This is a genomic window from Ancylobacter gelatini (genome assembly GCF_022601675.1).
Taxonomy (GTDB): Bacteria; Pseudomonadota; Alphaproteobacteria; order Rhizobiales; family Xanthobacteraceae; genus Ancylobacter; species Ancylobacter gelatini.
The window spans coordinates 167407-184950 of the sequence record NZ_JAKVIL010000010.1; the positions used below are offsets into that span (position 1 = coordinate 167407).

General features: G+C 66.1%; 19 protein-coding genes and 2 tRNA genes. 12 read left to right on the forward strand and 9 right to left on the reverse strand.

Annotation, left to right across the window (positions count from 1 at the left end):
- The first annotated feature begins 21 nt into the window (after nucleotides 1-21).
- On the forward strand, nucleotides 22-1983 hold the full coding sequence (locus MKI84_RS16990) for an acyltransferase family protein (RefSeq protein WP_241621431.1): 1962 nt from the start codon (nucleotides 22-24) through the stop codon (nucleotides 1981-1983).
- Between the two features lie 94 nt (nucleotides 1984-2077).
- Here MKI84_RS16990 and MKI84_RS16995 read toward each other — a convergent pair.
- A tRNA-Pro gene (locus MKI84_RS16995) sits at nucleotides 2078-2154 on the reverse strand.
- 168 nt (nucleotides 2155-2322) lie between these two features.
- Here MKI84_RS16995 and MKI84_RS17000 point away from each other — a divergent pair.
- The 3 genes from MKI84_RS17000 to MKI84_RS17010 all read left to right on the forward strand — a co-directional run bounded on the left by MKI84_RS17000 (nucleotide 2323) and on the right by MKI84_RS17010 (nucleotide 3999).
- Nucleotides 2323-2397 (forward strand) — tRNA-Gln (locus MKI84_RS17000).
- 126 nt (nucleotides 2398-2523) lie between these two features.
- Entirely contained in the window at nucleotides 2524-3627 is a 1104-nt protein-coding gene (locus MKI84_RS17005; protein ID WP_241621432.1) for a sensor histidine kinase, read from the forward strand.
- A gap of 84 nt (nucleotides 3628-3711) precedes the next feature.
- Nucleotides 3712-3999: a DUF2218 domain-containing protein gene (locus tag MKI84_RS17010; RefSeq protein WP_241621433.1), complete on the forward strand. Its 288-nt coding sequence runs from the start codon at nucleotides 3712-3714 to the stop codon at nucleotides 3997-3999.
- A 42-nt stretch (nucleotides 4000-4041) separates the two neighbouring features.
- On the opposite strand, the gene MKI84_RS17015 is transcribed toward MKI84_RS17010, so the two are convergent.
- Nucleotides 4042-4959, reverse strand: coding sequence for a hypothetical protein (locus tag MKI84_RS17015; protein ID WP_241621434.1), 918 nt, complete (start codon nucleotides 4957-4959; stop codon nucleotides 4042-4044).
- Between the two features lie 387 nt (nucleotides 4960-5346).
- Here MKI84_RS17015 and MKI84_RS17020 point away from each other — a divergent pair, with 387 nt between their 5' ends.
- Nucleotides 5347-6183: an alpha/beta fold hydrolase gene (locus tag MKI84_RS17020; protein ID WP_241621435.1), complete on the forward strand. Its 837-nt coding sequence runs from the start codon at nucleotides 5347-5349 to the stop codon at nucleotides 6181-6183.
- Between the two features lie 147 nt (nucleotides 6184-6330).
- Here the strand turns inward: MKI84_RS17020 and MKI84_RS17025 are convergent, their stop codons facing one another.
- Nucleotides 6331-6930 (reverse strand): TetR/AcrR family transcriptional regulator, encoded by a 600-nt coding sequence (locus MKI84_RS17025; protein WP_241621436.1) that lies wholly within the window; start codon nucleotides 6928-6930, stop codon nucleotides 6331-6333.
- A gap of 120 nt (nucleotides 6931-7050) precedes the next feature.
- Here MKI84_RS17025 and MKI84_RS17030 point away from each other — a divergent pair, with 120 nt between their 5' ends.
- Genes MKI84_RS17030 through MKI84_RS17040 form a run of 3 tightly spaced genes read left to right on the forward strand, consistent with a single transcriptional unit; the run spans nucleotide 7051 to nucleotide 9463 of the window.
- Nucleotides 7051-7755: a glutathione S-transferase family protein gene (locus MKI84_RS17030; RefSeq protein WP_241621437.1), complete on the forward strand. Its 705-nt coding sequence runs from the start codon at nucleotides 7051-7053 to the stop codon at nucleotides 7753-7755.
- A 26-nt stretch (nucleotides 7756-7781) separates the two neighbouring features.
- Nucleotides 7782-8660 carry a glutathione-dependent disulfide-bond oxidoreductase gene (yghU, locus tag MKI84_RS17035; protein WP_241621438.1) on the forward strand — a complete coding sequence of 293 codons (879 nt, stop codon included), beginning with the start codon at nucleotides 7782-7784 and terminating at the stop codon, nucleotides 8658-8660.
- Nucleotides 8657-9463: an SDR family NAD(P)-dependent oxidoreductase gene (locus MKI84_RS17040; protein WP_241621439.1), complete on the forward strand. Its 807-nt coding sequence runs from the start codon at nucleotides 8657-8659 to the stop codon at nucleotides 9461-9463. Before yghU ends, MKI84_RS17040 begins: the two co-directional genes overlap by 4 nt.
- A gap of 219 nt (nucleotides 9464-9682) precedes the next feature.
- Here the strand turns inward: MKI84_RS17040 and MKI84_RS17045 are convergent, their stop codons facing one another.
- Nucleotides 9683-10954, reverse strand: coding sequence for a TRAP transporter large permease (locus MKI84_RS17045; RefSeq protein ID WP_241621440.1), 1272 nt, complete (start codon nucleotides 10952-10954; stop codon nucleotides 9683-9685).
- Nucleotides 10954-11484, reverse strand: coding sequence for a TRAP transporter small permease (locus MKI84_RS17050; RefSeq protein WP_241621441.1), 531 nt, complete (start codon nucleotides 11482-11484; stop codon nucleotides 10954-10956). Before MKI84_RS17050 ends, MKI84_RS17045 begins: the two co-directional genes overlap by 1 nt.
- A gap of 200 nt (nucleotides 11485-11684) precedes the next feature.
- Here MKI84_RS17050 and MKI84_RS17055 point away from each other — a divergent pair, with 200 nt between their 5' ends.
- The 3 genes from MKI84_RS17055 to MKI84_RS17065 all read left to right on the forward strand — a co-directional run bounded on the left by MKI84_RS17055 (nucleotide 11685) and on the right by MKI84_RS17065 (nucleotide 14650).
- Nucleotides 11685-12425: a GntR family transcriptional regulator gene (locus MKI84_RS17055; protein WP_241621442.1), complete on the forward strand. Its 741-nt coding sequence runs from the start codon at nucleotides 11685-11687 to the stop codon at nucleotides 12423-12425.
- Between the two features lie 25 nt (nucleotides 12426-12450).
- Nucleotides 12451-13422: a TRAP transporter substrate-binding protein gene (locus tag MKI84_RS17060; RefSeq protein WP_241621443.1), complete on the forward strand. Its 972-nt coding sequence runs from the start codon at nucleotides 12451-12453 to the stop codon at nucleotides 13420-13422.
- Between the two features lie 67 nt (nucleotides 13423-13489).
- Nucleotides 13490-14650 (forward strand): M24 family metallopeptidase, encoded by a 1161-nt coding sequence (locus tag MKI84_RS17065; RefSeq protein ID WP_241621444.1) that lies wholly within the window; start codon nucleotides 13490-13492, stop codon nucleotides 14648-14650.
- A gap of 81 nt (nucleotides 14651-14731) precedes the next feature.
- Here the strand turns inward: MKI84_RS17065 and MKI84_RS17070 are convergent, their stop codons facing one another.
- Together MKI84_RS17070 and MKI84_RS17075 are read right to left on the reverse strand one after the other, a co-directional pair.
- Nucleotides 14732-15490, reverse strand: coding sequence for an anti-sigma factor (locus tag MKI84_RS17070; RefSeq protein WP_241621445.1), 759 nt, complete (start codon nucleotides 15488-15490; stop codon nucleotides 14732-14734).
- On the reverse strand, nucleotides 15487-16056 hold the full coding sequence (locus MKI84_RS17075) for a sigma-70 family RNA polymerase sigma factor (protein WP_241621446.1): 570 nt from the start codon (nucleotides 16054-16056) through the stop codon (nucleotides 15487-15489). The genes MKI84_RS17070 and MKI84_RS17075 overlap by 4 nt, the downstream gene beginning before the upstream one ends.
- Nucleotides 16057-16208: 152 nt before the next feature.
- Between MKI84_RS17075 and MKI84_RS17080 the strand changes: the two genes are divergently transcribed.
- Nucleotides 16209-16991: a DUF4394 domain-containing protein gene (locus MKI84_RS17080; protein WP_241621447.1), complete on the forward strand. Its 783-nt coding sequence runs from the start codon at nucleotides 16209-16211 to the stop codon at nucleotides 16989-16991.
- 15 nt (nucleotides 16992-17006) lie between these two features.
- On the opposite strand, the gene MKI84_RS17085 is transcribed toward MKI84_RS17080, so the two are convergent.
- Nucleotides 17007-17237, reverse strand: coding sequence for a hypothetical protein (locus MKI84_RS17085; RefSeq protein ID WP_241621448.1), 231 nt, complete (start codon nucleotides 17235-17237; stop codon nucleotides 17007-17009).
- A gap of 64 nt (nucleotides 17238-17301) precedes the next feature.
- Nucleotides 17302-17544, reverse strand: a 243-nt coding sequence (locus MKI84_RS17090) for a peptide-methionine (S)-S-oxide reductase (RefSeq protein WP_241621449.1), incomplete at its 5' end; no start/stop codon positions are given.

Sequence of the window (17544 nt, forward strand, 5' to 3'; positions counted from 1 at the left end):
TATTTATTAAAGGGCATTTTCATGAAGTACCGCGCCGAAATTGATGGACTTCGTGCATTAGCTGTACTGCCTGTTATCTTATTCCACGCGAAGTTCGACTTATTTTCGGGAGGATTTGTCGGCGTCGACATCTTCTTCGTCATAAGCGGCTTCCTCATCACGACGGTCATCTATCAGGAAACGCTCGCGAACCGATTTTCCATCGTCAAGTTCTACGAGCGCCGCATCCGGCGCATCTTCCCCGCCCTCTATGCACTCGTTCTCGCCTGCATTCCCGCCGCCTGGCTGCTGATGACCGCGCCGGAGTTCAAGGATTTCTGGCAAAGCGTCATCGCCACGATCTTGTCGGTGTCCAATATCCTGTTCTGGCGTGAAAGCGGCTATTTCGCCGCCGCCGCCGAGATGAAGCCGCTCCTCCACACATGGTCACTGGGCGTCGAGGAGCAGTTCTACATCATCTTCCCGATCCTGATCCTACTTGTTGGAAAGCTGAGCCCCAGGAACCTCACGGCGGTCCTCGTGATCCTCTCGGCTCTCAGTCTGGGCCTGGCGGAGTGGATGGCCCCGCGCTACCCGGACGCGAACTTCTTCCTGCTGCCCACCCGCGCCTGGGAACTGGGGCTGGGCGCCGCGCTGGCCATTACCGCAGAACGGTGGAACCGCCCGGCATCCTGGCGTTCGGAAGCTGGCGCGTTACTGGGGTTAGGGGGGATCGTATATTCGATCTTCGCCTTCGACGAGAGCATCGCGTGGCCGAGCGCATGGACGCTGATCCCGGTGGTCGGCGTCCTCCTGGTGATCGCGCTGGCGCGACAGGACACCATCGCCGGCCGCCTGCTGAGTTGGAAGCCGTTCATCGCCATCGGACTGATCAGCTACAGCGCCTATCTTTGGCACCAGCCGCTGTTCGTCTTCGCGCGCATGTACTTCATGGAGCAGGTCAGCACCAACATTTACCTGGCGCTCTGCGCCGTGACCTTCGTCATGGCCGCACTCTCCTGGCGCTTCATCGAGCAGCCGTTCCGCAAGCCTGGCGAGGTGACGCGGCGCGTGCTGTTCTCCAGCGCCGCGCTGGCCTCGCTGGTCTTCATCGCGGTCGGCGTCGCCGGCTATTATTTCAGCCCGAGCGCGCAGGCTCGGCTGAGATATCTGAACGACGACCAACTCAATGCCCTCAGGATTGTGGAGGCGGTCGCCGACCGCGCCAAGTCGCCCTACGGCCGCAGCGGCGACTGCCGGCTTCAGATCGACGGCATCTCGCCCGCCTCCGCCGCGACCATCGCGGACTGCCGGCGGCGCTACGGGCCGGGAATTGCCGTGCTCGGCGATTCCCACTCGATGAACACCTATCGCGCCCTGATCAAAACCACGGACAAGCCGTTCGTCGTCGGAATCGCACGTGGCTATTGCCGCCCGAACATTCCCAGCGCGAACTGCCACTATGACGGCTTCCTGGACTTCGTGAAGGGTAGCCCCGACGCGTTCGCGCTGGTGATCTACAATCAGGCCGGCTTCTACCTGATGCTGGATGACACCGGCGACGTCACCGACCGCGCCGACCTGCTCGACCGCAACAACCATGAGGAGTTCGCCGTCGACACGACAGGCGTGAACGCGGTTGCCGACTATCTCGCCAAGATCGACGCCTATACCCCGGTGATCTGGCTCGGGCCGTGGATCGAACCCTATCTCGCCATGCGGGAACTCGTCGCGCGCGGGTGCAGCAACCCTCCCGAAGGCGTACGCCCGAATCTGACTGCATCGTTTGACAAGCTTGATGACGATATTGCCCGGCAAATGGCTGCGCGCGGCGATATTGATTATATTTCTACGATCAAGGACCTGAACTTCGATGCGAAGACCGACATCATCAATTGCAAGGATGTCTATTTCAATGACGGCGACCACTGGAGCGCGGCCGGCGAGGAGCGCTTCGGCAATCGGCTGAGCACACTACGCGCCGCCATCGCAGAGCGGCAATGACGCGCGATTGCCGCCTGCGCCGTGCAGCGACCCAGACTCCGTGGGCGGCGGTGACGCAGAGGGCAACGGGGTTCGGGAAACCCCAGGGCTGAAATGGTCGGAGTGGCAGGATTTGAACCTGCGACCCCCTCGTCCCGAACGAGGTGCGCTACCAGGCTGCGCTACACTCCGACATGGCGCGAGCCTCTAACATGCGGATGTATAAACCCGCAAGAGCCTATCGGCGGGCTCCTCTTCGCAGCCTGTGGATGGAGCGCCGCGGCGTGATCATGGTTGAAAGCGCGCCGTTCCTGTGGCTATGTCCGCGCCCACGCGCGAGGTTTGCCCTCCCGCGCCTGCTGGGGCGTCGCCAAGCGGTAAGGCAGGGGATTTTGATTCCCCCATGCGGAGGTTCGAATCCTCCCGCCCCAGCCAGTTTCGGCACCGCCCGCCGATACGTGCGCGCACCGTCGGACCGCCGCGCCATGCCACCTCCCAAACACGACCGAGCCGCCTTATATAAGGTTCCGGCGTTCGCGTTCATGGACAAGGCAGCTCTTGATGACGACCTCTGACGGCGCCTTTCCCCACGGCGACAGCGACATGGTGCGCGCCGTCCGGGCGTTCGACTGGAGCTCGACGCCCCTGGGACCGATCGAGGAGTGGCCGCCGACCCTGCGCATCACCGTCGACATGATGCTCAACTCGGCCTTTCCGAAATGCCTCGTCTGGGGTCCCGAATGCACGGCGATCTATAATGATGCGTTCCGGCCGATCCTCGGCAAGAAATCGAACACGCTGGGCCGTTCGTTCCTCGACATCTGGTCGGAGGTTCGCGACGAGATCGCGCCGATCCTCGACAGCGCCTTTGCGGGCCGGGCGACCTTCATCGAGGATTTTCCGCTGGTGATCGAGCGCAACGGCTACCCCGAGCCGGCCTGTTTCACCTTCTGCTACAGCCCGGTCTACGACGAGGAAGGCCAGGTCTGCGCCGTGATGGACACGGTGATCGAGACCACGGGCAAGATCGACGCTCTTCGCAGCGTCGAGCTGCTCAACTCGGAACTCCAGCATCGCATAAAGAACATGCTGGCGATGATCGTCGGCATCGCCAACCAGACCTTCCGCAACGCGGAGGACAAGGACAACGCCCATCACATGCTGATCGGGCGCCTGCAGGCCCTCGACAACGCCCAGTCCATTCTCGTCAACTCCCGATGGCAGGCGGCCCCGATCCACCACGTCGTGGCCGAGGCGCTGCGCCCGCACGATGTCGACGGGCGCCTGACCATTGAGGGGCCGGCGCTCCATCTTTCCGCCCGCCAGTCGCTGGCGCTGTCGCTCGCCCTGCACGAGCTGGCGACCAACGCCGTCAAATATGGCGCGCTCTCGACGCCGTCAGGCGCGGTGCGCCTCAGCTGGAACGCCGGCACGCCCGGCACGGAACAGCTGTTCCGCCTGCACTGGGAGGAAAAGGACGGCCCGCTCGTGCAGCCGCCGCAACGCAGGGGCTTCGGCTCCCGTCTCGTCGAGCGCGCGCTCAGCGCCGATTTCGGGGGACAGGTCGAGGTGTCCTATGATCCCGCCGGCGTTCGGGTGGAGCTGATGGCTCCGATGCTGCGCCTCGGGCTCGGCGAGCCGGCGGACCCGGCGTCCCCCAGCTGACAGGACATCACCCGTCGATCCCCATAGACGACCTCACCTGAACCGGACCGCCTGAGCCGGATCGCAGATGCCAGGAGCAGATCCATGACCCATGCCGCCAGCGGCGTGATCCCCACGCTCAATGCCAGCCGCTACCTGCAGCAGCTCTGCAAGCACTGGAGCCACAAACTTACCGTCGAGTTCACGCCGGACCATGGCCGCGTCGAGCTGCCGGCCGGCGCGGTCGCCACCATGGAGGCCGACGCGGCGCGGCTCGCGGTGCGGATCGACGCGCCGGACGCCGAGACGCTGGAGCGCATGAAGGGCATGGTGATGAACCACCTCGACCGCTTCGCCTTCCGCGAGGCGCCGCTGCCGGTGACGTGGGCCTAGGCGCCGGGCCGGGTCCGGTCCGGCCGAACCTCCGTCGGCGCCTCAGTTCAGCGACTCGTCGGTCAGGTTGACGATGATGATGCGGCGCATGCTGTCGGTGATCGCCTCGCTCAGTTTCATATCGAACTGGATCTTCGGGTATTTGGCCTTCAGGACCCGTGCCAGTTCCTCGGCCTTCGCGGCGGCGGAGGCGTGGAACAGGATCGAGTTGTTCAGCGGCTGGAACACATCGTTGCTGGAGACCTCGACCTTGAAGCCCGCCCCCTTCACCACGGAGGCGAACGCCTCCATCCGGTTCTTGAGATTGGCATTGGCCGAGCCGAACACCCGCACCGAGAAGGCATCGGCCTGAGCCGCCGGCGCGGCGGCATCGGCAGGCGCCGGATCGGCCGGCGCGGCTGATGCGGCTGCGGCCGCGGGCGCGCCGGGCGTGGCGACCGGAATGCTCTCCGGCGCCACCGGGCGGCTGGAGACGCCGGGCGGAGGCGACCAGGTGAGCTGGGACGAACTGCCGGAGACCGGGGCGGCAGGCACCGGGGCCGCGGCGGCCACGGAAAGCTGGGCGTCCACCGCCTCAAGCGCGTCCTTCAGGTCGGCCTGCGTCATGGACAGCCGCGCCACCTCGCCGTTGAGAGCGTCGAGCCGTGCGGCAAGATAGCCGGCAAGCGCCGCCAGCAGCAGGACCAGCACCAGTGCCACGCTGCCGAGCATCAGCCCGCCGCGTCCGGGCCGGCCCGGCGCCTCGGGGACGCGCTGCTGTTCCTGCGCGCGCTGCTGTTCCTGTATCCGCTGCTGCTCCTGGGCATAGCGCAGCTTTTCCAGCTCCAGCCGCTTCAGGTCGGCCTTGAGCGTTTCCAGGCCGAGCCAGCGCGCGAAGGCCTCCGGGTCCTGCGGCGGCCGGGTCCGCGGCACGCTCTCGCCGTTATCCGCACCGGCAGCGCCCTCGTTCCTGTCCGCCATGTCGTCACCTCGCATCAGCCGGGCCTCGTCGCGCCTATCTATAGCCGCCTGCGCGAGCCGTGGAACCCGGATTTGGCCGGCGGCCCCGCAGGCGACCGGCTCGGCGAACCCGGATGCCGAACCAACGTGCCGAACCCACTTGCCGCCGCGCCACGGTATCGTGATCATACGCTCGTATGACCGCCACACGCGCATAGACTAGTCGGGATGCACCTAGGCTGAATTGAGACGCGGGCGCCAGCGGCTACATTGCGGACATCCACCGGCGACCCCGGCCGGACGCCTGGCGCACTCGCCGCCAGGACCGGACGGGCCACCAGAGACGCACCCGGGCCAAGCGCATGCCGGCGCCCGTTTTTTCGTTCCTCACCGAAAAGGACCAGCATCATGGCTTACGTCACCACCAAGGACGGCGTTGAGATCTTCTTCAAGGACTGGGGTCCCAAGGACGCGCAGCCCGTGGTGTTCCATCACGGCTGGCCGCTGTCCTCGGACGATTGGGACGCGCAGATGCTGTTCTTCGTGCAGAACGGCTACCGCGTGGTCGCCCATGACCGGCGCGGCCATGGCCGCTCGTCGCAGGTGAGCGAGGGGCACGACATGGACCACTACGCCGCCGACGCCTTCGCGGTCGCCGAGCATCTCGACCTGAAGAACGCGATCCATATCGGCCACTCCACCGGCGGCGGCGAAGTCGCGCGCTATGTGGCGAAATTCGGCGAGCCGGCCGGGCGCGTCGCCAAGGCGGTGCTGGTCTCCGCCGTGCCGCCGCTGATGCTGAAGACCGAAGCCAACCCCGAGGGCCTGCCGCTCGAAGTGTTCGACGGCCTGCGCAAGGCGCTCGCCGACAACCGCGCCCAGTTCTTCGTCGATCTTCCCGCCGGCCCGTTCTATGGCTTCAACCGCGAGGGCGCCAAGGTCTATCCGGGCGTGGTCGATAATTGGTGGCGCCAGGGCATGATGGGCTCGGCCAAGGCCCATTATGAAGGCATCAAGGCGTTCTCGGAGACCGACCAGACCGAGGACCTGAAGGCGATCTCCGTGCCGACGCTGGTGCTGCATGGCGATGACGACCAGATCGTCCCCTATAAGGATGCCGGTCTCAAGTCGGTCAAGCTGCTGAAGAACGGCACGCTCAAGATCTATGAGGGCTATCCCCACGGCATGCTCACCACCCATGCCGACGTGCTGAACGCGGACCTGCTCGCCTTCGCCAAGGCCTGAACGCACCCGGCGGCCGGCCCTTCACGGGGCCGGCCATCCGCGTTGCGACGCCGGCCGGCACTCGCAACAATCCGCAACGCGCCGGAACGACGCGGCCCCGCCTGCGTGGAAGACTCATGCCCGTCAAGTCTCATGCCCGCCGCGCTGCTACGCGGCCGGCTCCACGCCGGCATCCAGCAGCGCCAGTGCGCCGCCGATCACCCCCTCAAGCACGGCGGGCTCCGGCCGCACGCGCGCCAGCACGCGCACCCCGAGCAGCACGCCCAGCAGATGGCTGGCAAGCGCCGGCGCCGGCAGGGCCGCGGAAATCGTGCCATCGGCCTGCCCGGCGGTGACGCAGCGCAGGAAGAACGCTTCGATCTGGTCCAGCACGGTCGCCACCTCCTGCCGCAGCTCGGCATCGTGCGGGGCAAGCTCCAGCGCCGCGTTCACCAGCATGCAGCCCTTGCGCTCGCCGTCATTCAGCGAGCGCTTCACGATCTCCGCGAAGAACGCGCCCACCGCCGCGCGCGGTGCCAGCGCCTCGCAGCGGCGGATACGGTCGGCGATGCTCTCCTCGACATAATGGCCGAGCGCGCGGCGATAGAAGGCCCGCTTGTCGCCGAACGCATTGTAGAGGCTCGCCCCGGTCAGGCCGGTGGTCTCGATCAGGTCCCGCACCGAGGTCGCCTCGAAGCCCCGCCTCCAGAAACACTGCACGGCCGCGTCGAGCACGACCGCCTCGTCGAATTCCCTCGGTCTCGCCATCGAATCATCCGCCGGTTCACGCCGCAGGCAGCTTGCCAGAGGCCTTGCCCGGGCGCATTGTAGAACGATCGAGCTAAAATGCGAAGCGCGTCGGCGCTTGCGCGCGTAAGGACGACGCTCATGATCCGGTTCTATTTCCACCCGACCCCCAACCCCGCCAAGATCGCGCTGCTTCTCGAAGAATCCGGCCTGCCCTATGAGGTGGTCCCGGTCGATACCAGCAAGGGCGATCAGCACGCCCCGGCCTTCCGGACGATCAACCCCAACGGCAAGGTGCCGGCGATCGTCGATACCGATGGCCCGGGCGGGCGCGAGGTGCGGGTGTTCGATTCCACCGCCATCCTGCTCTATCTCGCCGAAAAGACCGGCCGCTTCCTCGGCCAGCCGGAGGACCGGCCGGAGCTACTGTCCTGGCTCATGTTCCTCGGCACCGGGCTTGGCCCGTTCTCCGGCCAAGCGGTGCATTTCCAGTTCGCCGCCCCGGACAGCGAAGCCTATGCGCGGAACCGCTACCGGCGCGAAGCCGAGCGGCACTACCAGGTGCTGGACGATCACCTCGACGGCCGCGATTTTATCGTCGGTGACGGCTACACGATCGCCGACATGTCGGCCTGGGGCTGGCTGGCCCGTGCTTCGCGGGTGCGCAAGGGAGAGGACGATCCGCTCGCGCCCTACCCCAACCTCAAGCGCCTGTTCGAGAACATCGAGGCACGCCCGGCGGCGGCGCGCGCCAACGCGGTCGGCAAGGACCATCCATTCAAGCAGGTCCGCGACGAGGAAGCCCTGCGCGCCCTTTTCCCCTCCAACTATCCGCCCGCGGCCTGACACGCACGCCTGAGGAGACGAGCAACATGACCCAGCCCCCCTCTTACACGCCTCCCAAGGTCTGGACGTGGAACAAGGCCAATGGCGGCGCCTTCGCCAACATCAACCGGCCGATCGCCGGGCCCACGCATGACAAGACGCTGCCGGTCGGGCGGCACCCGCTCCAGCTTTATTCGCTCGGCACGCCGAACGGGCAGAAGGTGACCATCCTGCTGGAGGAACTGCTCGCCGACGGCCATGCCGGCGCCGAGTATGACGCCTGGCTGATCAAGATCGGCGAGGGCGACCAGTTCGGCAGCGGCTTCGTCGAGGTCAATCCGAACTCCAAGATCCCGGCGCTCATGGACCGTTCCAGCCCCGAACCGGTTCGCGTGTTCGAATCCGGCGCGATCCTGCTTTATCTCGCCGAGAAATTCGGCGCCTTCCTGCCGGCGCAGGGGCCTGCCCGCGCGGAATGCCTGTCCTGGCTGTTCTGGCAGATGGGCAGCGCGCCGTATCTGGGCGGCGGCTTCGGCCATTTCTACGCCTACGCGCCCGAGAAGATCGAATACGCCATCGACCGGTTCGCCATGGAGGTGAAGCGCCAGCTCGACGTGCTCGACCGCCGGCTGTCGGAGAGCCCGTATCTCGCCGGCGAGGACTACACCATCGCCGATATCGCGGTGTTCCCCTGGTATGGCGGGCTGGTGCTGGGCTGGCAGTACGGCGCGGGCGAGTTCCTCTCGGTTCAGGACTACACCCATGTGCGGCGCTGGGCCGACGCGATACTGGCCCGCCCCGCCGTCAAGCGCGGGCGCATCGTCAACCGCATGAGCGGCGAGCCTTCCGAGCAATTGCGCGAACGCCACGAGGCGGGCGATTTCGACACCCGAACCGAAGACAAGATTGGCGAGGCCGCCGTATGAATATCGCGGAAAAGCGTGTGCTGATCACCGGCGGCTCCAGCGGCATCGGCTTTGCTCTGGCCGAAGCCTTCCTCGCCAAGGGCGCCCGCGTCGCCATCAGCGGCCGGCGGGCCGATCGGGTTGCGCAGGCGGTGGCGCGGCTTGAGGCCGGCGGGCGCGGCGCCCACGGCATCGTCGCCGACGTCGCAACAAGCGAGGGCCGGGCGGCGACGCTGGATGAGGCGCTCGCCGCGCTCGGTGGGCTCGACATCCTCGTCAACAATGCCGGCGGCGTGCGCGCCGGACGGCTGGAGAACACGCCGGAGGCCGAGTTGCTGGCGATGATCGAGGTCGACCTCGTGGCGCCGATCCTGCTGACCCGCGACGCCCTGCCGGCGCTGCGGGCGAGCGGGGACGCGGTGGTGGTCAATGTCGCCTCGGGCATCGCGCTGATCGGCGCGCCGTTCTACGCCACCTATGCCGCCGTCAAGGCCGGGCTGGCGCGGTTCGGGGAATCGCTGCGCCGCGAGCTGAAGGGCGAGGGCGTTCATGTCATGACCGCCTACCCGGCCGGAACCGACACGCCGATGATGGCGTCGAACCGCGCCGGGCCGGAACTCGGCTTCTCGCGCGAGCCGGCCTCGGCGGTGGCCGACGCCATTCTAGGCGGCATCGAGGCCGGCGCGTTCGAGGTGATCCGCGGCGGCGACGCCCGCGCGCACATGATCGCCCTCAACCGCGACAACCCGGCGGCCATCGACGAGCGGATGCTCGCACTGAAGCCCGCTCTCGAGGAGGCGGTGCGGGACCACTCCGCACTGTGAGCCGCGCCCCCCCGGGTCGGTGCCGGGCGGGCGGAGGTCCCGCAAGCAGATGCGGACGGGGCTGGCACGGGCGGCGGCGACGCGATCGGGAGCCGGAAAATAAACGGAAATCCCGATCCGCCGACCGGTCAACGCGAATGAACATCCCCCCGAACACTCAGCCCGCGTGAAACAGCGACAGGACCCGAAGGTCCTGTCGCAACGACGTCGCGCGCGGCGCTAGTTGATCAGAAGACGGGGCAGGGTCAGCGAGATGGCAGGAATGTAGGTAACGACCTGGAGGGTGATGAACATGGCCAGGATGAACCACCAATTATATTTCATCACCTCGCCGACCCGGCACCCGCTGACCGAGCAGGCGGTCAGGAGGACCGAGGCGACCGGCGGGGTCTGCTGGCCGATGGCACCGTTCAGCGCCAGGATCACACCGAAGTGGATCGGATCATAGCCGAGCTGGGTCACCAGAGGCAGCGTCAGCGGCACGGTCAGCACCATCGCGGCGGAGCCGTGCATGATGACGCCGAGCGCGATGAGCAGCATGTTGATGATGAACATCACCACGTAGCGATTGTCGGACAGGCCGACGACGTCGGCCGCGATCTGCTGCGGGATCCCGGCATTGGTGAGGTACCAACCGAAGGCGAACGACGTCGCCACCATCAGCATCACCAGGCTGGTGCGCACAGAGGCGGTGAGGAACAGTTCGGGCAGTTCGGCGAGGGTGATCTTGCGCGTGACGAACATCCCGATCAGCAGCGCCGCGAGCACGGCCATGGCGGCCGCTTCGGTCGGGGTGAAGATGCCCGACAGGATGCCGCCGAGGATGATGATGGGCAGCGTCAGGCCCCAGAACGCCTTGCGAAGCGCGCGGCCGACGCGGGCGAACTGGAACACCCCCTCCGTCGGCCAGTTGTAGCGCACCGCGAAGATGTAGCAGGTCCCGGCCAGCATGGCGCTCAGGAGCAGGCCGGGCACCACGCCGGCAACGAACAGCTTGGCGACGGACACCTCCGCCAGCGCGCCATAGATGATGAAGGCAAGGCTGGGCGGTATTATGATGGCGATGGACGCCGATGACGAGGTGATCGCCGCCGCAAAGGCGCGCGGGTAGCCGCGGCGCTCCATCTGCGGGATGAGAATGGTGCCCTGCGCCGCCACATCGGCCACGGCCGATCCCGAAATCTCGGCGAACAGCATCGAGGCGCCGACATTGACCATGGCGAGGCCGCCGCGAATCGAACCGACGACGCTCGACGCCAGTTCGATCAGGTCTTCCGCGATACCGGAGCGGTTCATCAACTCGCCGGCGATCATGAACAGCGGCATGGCGATGAAGACGAAATTCTCCATCCCGGCGAACATCTGCATCGGGATGACCGCATAGGGCACCGTCGTGGTCGACAGCGCGACGGTCGTCACGATGCCCATCGCCACGGCCACGGGAAGGCCGATGAGGATGGCGGAGAGCAGGCCGAAGAATATCGTTGTCATCAATCGGCTCCACCAAACCGAGGCCGGTCCTGTCCGCGAAGAATGCGGGCGACATTGTTGAGGCAGACGAGCGCGGCGAAGATCGAGCCGATGGGCGTCGCCCAGTAGAAGAGGCCACGCGGCAGTTCGATGGTGGCGAGCATCATGCCCATGCCGATCTCGGCGAAGCGGATCGCCGCCCAGCCCACCAGCAGGAAAAACGCGGCGCTGACGACATGCAGCGCGGCGTCTGCCAGCCGCTGGCCATAAGGCGAAAGCCGCTCGATCAGCACGCCCACCCCGATGTGCTCGCGATTGTGGAAGCCGATGCCGATCGCCAGGAACATCATCACCGCCAGCAGCAGGGACGACACTTCGTCGGTCCAGCCGAGCGAACTGTTCAGCAGGAAGCGGAAGAACACCCCGGCGACCATCGAGGCGGTGATGAAGAAGGCGATCGCGATCACGGCCCATCGGGCGACACGGATCGCGGCCCGGATCAGCGCGTCGAACAGGTCGAGGGCTGCGGCGAGCAGGGTCGGAGGGGTCATCGCTCTCACCTCTGTCGTCATGCAAAAATCCGCCGATATAATTCAATCATGCCAGATTCGCCTCAGTGGCCTCGTCGAGATTCCTGATGACGATAGAAATAAATCTTTAAACTCAAAAGACTGAATTTTAAACCGGCGCGCCTAAAAATTATGCTCGGCACGGTATTGTGTCATTTTGAATTATGTAGGAGCCTCAGCTCATGACCGATGACTACACCGATCCTCAGGACAGCCTCCTCGGCTCCGCAGCGCCCGCAGCCTCGTCCGCCGAGGGGCGACGCAGCCGCGACCCGTCGCTTCACCGGGGACTGGTTGAAAAGATCCGGGTGATGATCACCGAGGGAGAGCTGGCGCCGGGGGTGCGCATTTCGGAGATCGATCTCTGCGACCGCTTCGCCGTCAGCCGCACGCCGCTACGCGAAGCGCTGAAGGTGCTCAGTGCCGATGGCCTGGTGGAAATCCAGCCGAACCGCGGCGCGCGGGTCGTGGCGCCGACGCTGGAGGACCTGCGCGGCCTCTTCGGCGTGATGGGCGTTCTGGAGGGGTACTCCGGCGAACTCGCCGCCGTGCGGATGACGGACGGCGACATTGCACGGATCGAGGATATGCAGGCCCAGATGGTGGAGAGCTTCCTCGCCGAGGATCGCCACACCTACTTCTACATAAACCAGGCGATTCACGACGCCATTCTCGCCGCCGCCGGAAATGACGCGCTGGCCCTCGCCCATCGCGGCGTGTCCGGCCGCATTCTGGCGTCCCGCTTCAATTCCCACGTCTCGATGGCCCGGTGGGCCGCCGCGGTGCGCGAGCACGACACCATGCTGCGCCTGCTGCAGATGCGCCGGCCGATCGAACTCGGCCAGATCATGCGCGCGCACATCATGAACAAGTTCGAGTCCATCGAACGCGACCTCACATCCGCCGGGGAGGCATCCTTCTAGCCATTTCGTTCTGGGGAACACATCAATGAACAAGGCTGCCCTGCACGTCGCCGTCCTCGCCTTCGCGCTCGTGGGCGCCACCGAGGCCTCCGCCCTCACCAAGATCAAGGCGGGCATCGAATCCTCGCCCGGATCGCTGATCTACGACGTCATGACCTTCTTCGAGAAGGACCTGGAGGCGCGTCTTCCCGGCGAGGTCGAGTTCGAGTTCGTGCCGGGCGGCCAGCTCGGCAAGGACATCGACGTGATGAACGGGCTCAAGCTCGGGACCCACGAGATGACGATCGCCTGCTCGCCGGTGCAGTCGGTCGAGCCGACGCTCGGCCTGTTCGAGGCGCCGTTCCTGATCACGACTCGGGACGACGCCAAGAAGGTCGTCTTCGGTCCCATCGGCGAAAAGCTGATGGCGAACCTGACCGCGAAGGGCATCGTCGGCCTTCACCTGACCGAGCTCGGCTTCCGGCAGATCACCAATAATGTCCGCCCGATCAGCAAGCCCGAAGACCTCAAGGGCCTGCGCATCCGCATCCCCAACACGCCGTTCCGCAAGACCATCTTCGAGAGGCTCGGCGCCAATCCGACGCCCATCGCGTTCGGCGAGACCTATGCCGCGCTCAGGCAGGGCGTCATTGACGGGCAGGAGAACCCGCTGCCGTCGATCTACGGCGCCAAGTTCTACGAGGTGCAGAAATACCTCACCATGGCGAACTACCTGTTCACCCCCTGCACGATGATGGCCAGCCCGATCTTCTTCTCGGCGTGGCCGCAGAACGTTCAGGATGCGGTAAAGGCCTCCGCGAAGGCCGCCGCCGAATATTCATTCACCCGCGGCGCCGAACTCGACGAGAAATACCTCGCCGAAATGAAGACCACCTCCGAGATCGGCCAAATCGACGCCGCCGCCTTCCAGCCGCTGATGCGTCCGCTGTGGGAGGAGATCGGCAAGAAGGTCGGCCCCGATCTGATGCAGGAAACCATCACGACCATCACCAACTGAAGCGCCACCCCGCCCGTCGGGCCGGAACCCCGGCCTGACGTCTCGTCCGTTCTTTAGGGAAGAAGCCGTGTCACGCAAACCAGTCCTGTTCAGTGAACCCCGCCTGCGCGCCGCCATGGAAAAGGAGGGCGTGGACCTCATCATCGTCCGCGGCAATGAGAACTCGAAATACATCTCCGAGTTCTTCAACAATGGCGGACACCTGACCTATCGGCCGTTCACGGTGTTCTATTTCCGCGATCCGGCGCTGGCGCCGGCCTTCATCGTGCCCGCCGTCGACCTGCATCTGGCGATGGACTCGACCTGGATCGAGGACGTGCGCGCCTATGCGATGGCGGAGTTCTTCACCGACATCGACACCCATTTCTATGACGACTTCTTCCAGGCGGCCAAGGCCGTGCTGGACGATCGCAAGGTGAAGAATTTCGTCATCGGCACCGAAGGCGACAGCCTGCCTTCAGGCTACCGCTCGAAGCTGGACGCGCTGCTCGAAGGCAACAAGGTCGTCGATTTCAGCGCCCCGCTGGAAATCGTGCGCATGGCCAAGACGCCGGAAGAGATTCGCCGGCTCAAGAAGGCGACCGACATCACCGTCGAAGCCCATGCCGCCTTCCGCAACGCCATCAAGATCGGGGCGACCGATCGCGACCTGTTCGGGGTGATCGTCAAGGAGATGGTCGACCAGGGAGCCGATGGCTACCGCTTCATCAACATCGGCTGCGGGCCCGAGACGTCCTATGCCGCCCATGCGCCGTTCGTGGTCGACCACACCATCGCGCGCGGCGACTTCGTGAAAGTGGACATGGGCGCCACCTGCCTCGGCTATTCGGGCGACTTCGTGCGTTCCTACTTCGTGGGCGAGACCTCGCAGCGTCACCAGGACATCTGGAAGTGGCTCAACGAGGTGCAGATGGAACTCGGCATGGGGCTGCGGCCCGGCATGACCGGCGGCGAGGTGTTCGACAAGGGTTACGCGATGATCTCGAAATATCTCGAGAAGTTCCCGCGCGAATTCCTCGGCCACGGCATCGGCGTCGGCGCCCACGAGCAGCCTCGGCTCAATCAGGTGAACCGTTCGGTGATCGAGCCGGATTCGGTGATCTGCATCGAGTACAGCTACTACCATGACGGCTGCCGCCACCACACGGAGGAGACCTTCCATGTGAAGGAATCCGGCGTGGAGTGCTGGACCGAGCGTTGCCCCCGCGACCTCATCGTTGACGTCTAGCCGAGGCTTGAGCGCGCTGGCGGCGCGAGGCCGCCAGCGGGCCCCGATCATGGGCGACGGCACTGATTGAATGCGGGCGCCTTACGTTCCCACCTCGGTTCGCGCGGCATTGCCCTTCATGAGGATCGGCCCGGTCGGCCGCCCGGTCGGCGAGCCGCCGGCGGGCTCCAGCGTCACCTCGAACAATTGCTCGGGAATGGTCGCGGGAAGCCCGTCCACCGTGAGATTCACGCTGCGCATGGCCTCGAGCAGGCCGACCGACACCGGGCCGCGGGCGCGGTCCCACAGCGTCCAGACCTGAAGCGACTTGCCTTCGGGGGCGCTGAGGGCTTCCAGCGGTACCAGCTCGGTGCGCCCGTCGCGGAATGCGTTGACCAGTGCCAGCGGGCGGTTCTCATCGGACATCATCACCGCCACCAGGATCGGCGTGCGGGCGATGTCGCGGGTTTGCACGGCCAGCGCGACCGCCAAAGCGAGGCAGGCCGCCGCGGCGGTGAGGCCCAAGGCACGCCAGGCCGGAAGATGGCTCCACAGCCTGCCGGACCACCGCTTTCGCGCTTTGGCGGCGGCGCCATGCAGCGACGAAGCCACCTGCATCTGCGCCTGCGCCTGCGCCTGCGGGCCGGCAATGCCGGTTTCGATGCGTTGCCACAGCGCCTCGGTCGGTGGCTCGGGGCTGGCGGCCATGTCGATCTCGATCATGTTGCGGCGCCAGCTTTCCACCCGGTCGGCAAAGTCCGGATCGCTGCCGAGCCATGTCTCGCAGCGCGCCGCCTGATCGGCGTCGAGCAGGCCCAGCGCGTATTCGGCGGCGAGCGCCTCTTTCTCCGCCTCGGTCATGCCAGACACTGCCGGAGCGAGAGCAGGCCGCGACGGATCCAGGATTTGGCGGTGCCGAGCGGAATGCCCAGACGCCCCGCCAGTTCGCCATGGCTCAGCCCGCGCGCGTAGGCCAGCACGATGGCGTTGCGGCGCAGGGGCTCGAGACGTTCAAGGCAGCGGCGCAGCGCTCCGGTCTCCGACAGCGAGATGACCATCTGCTCGGCGTCGGCCTCCTCGCTCGCAAGACCCATCGGCTCGAAGTCGTCGACCAGATCGGTCCGCCCCTCGCCGCGCAGCACATTGAGGGCCCGGTGGCGCAGAATGGCGAACATCCACGTCGCCGGCTCGCCGCGCGCGGGATCGAAGGTGGCAGCCTTCTCCCAGATCCGCAAAAAGGTGTCCTGCACCACTTCCTCGGCAAGGTCGCGGCGGCGCAGCAGCCTTAGGGCGACGCCGATCATCTGTGGAGCCAGTTGATCGTAGAGGTGCCGCAGGCTCGATCGATCACCGCGCGCGCAGCCCTCAAGTGCCCGCGCCAACTCGTCGCGCCGGGGTGCCGGGCCGGGTGTTGCCAGTGCTGTCATCTCGGTTCCGTCGATCATCCGATCTGGATACGCGCGAGCGGGCACTTTGGATGCGGGAAGAAAAAAAGATAGGTGCGCCGCATCCGTTGGGGAATGTGGCGGGTAACCGCTCCGTCAAGCCGATTTGTCCGGCTTCAAACGGAGGAACGCAGATGAAAGTCTCGATGATGGCCCTGGCGCTCGCGGGCTTCCTTGCCGGCGCGGGCACCGCCCAGGCACAGACGGTGATCGCCCTGATGGACGGCAACATGATCGCCCCCGTCGACGCCAAGACCTGGACCGCGGGCACGCCGATGAAGGTCAGCGGCGTCGAGGGCAAGCTGGTCGGCATCGATGTGCGCCCCGCCGATGGCATGCTCTATGGCCTGTTCGACGACGGCACCGTCGCCGTGATCGATGCCACCAGCGGCAAGGCGACCAAGAAGTCCAAGCTGAGCACCATGCTGGCGCCCGGTGTCGCGGCCACGGTCGATTTCAACCCGGTGGCCGACCGGCTGCGGGTCATCGGCAGCGACGGCACCAATCTCCGCGCCAATGTCGATGACGGCAAGGTCACGACCGATGGCACGCTGAAATTCGCCGACACCGACATGCACAAGGGCGAGACGCCGAACATCGTCGCCGGCAGCTACACGAACTCGATGAAGGGCGCGAAGGAAACCACCCTCTACAACATCGACGCCACCATCGGCGCGCTGGTGAAGCAGGCGCCGCCCAATGACGGCGTGCTCAATGCGGTCGGCAAGCTCGGCGTGAGCGCGAAGAACTATGCTTTCGACATCGTCATGGTGGATGCGGCGGCGAGCGAGGGCTGGCTGCTGGCCGACGGCACGCTGTACCGCGTCGATCTCGCCAAGGGCGCTGCCAGCGAGGTGGGCAAGATCAAGGACGCCAGCGGCACGGTCCACGACATCGCGATCGTCCCGGCGATGTGACGCAAGGCCCTTGCCTCATGAAAAACAGGCCGCCGGAGCGATCCGGCGGCCTTTGCGTGGCGTGGGGGCGTCGTTATTGCCGTGGTCCGGGAGGCTCGCCCTGCCGGCACGCGCGGGCAGGATCGACGATGAGCTTGCGGGCGGCCGCGCTTGAATGGCGTCGAGCGGTTTGCTCAGGGCGCCTTTCGATGGCGCACGCACGACGACCCGCTCATCGGCGACCGGATCGCGGGGCGCGCGAGCCATTTCCGGACACCTCCTCACGAGGGGCCGGAAGCCGGCTTGCGGACTTCCGGCGCTGTCTCGTGCCTCAGGCGGCGTCGACGCGGCGCGGCAGCTTCCAGCCCGGCCGGATGAAGTGGCAGGTGTAGCCGTTGGGAATCCGCTCCAGATAATCCTGATGCTCGGGCTCGGCTTCCCAGAAATCCCCCACGGCCGCGACCTCGGTGACGACCTTGCCGGGCCACAACCCCGAAGCCTCGACATCGGCGATCGTCTCTTCCGCCACCGCCTTCTGCGCGTCGTCGGCGTAGAAGATCGCCGAACGATAGCT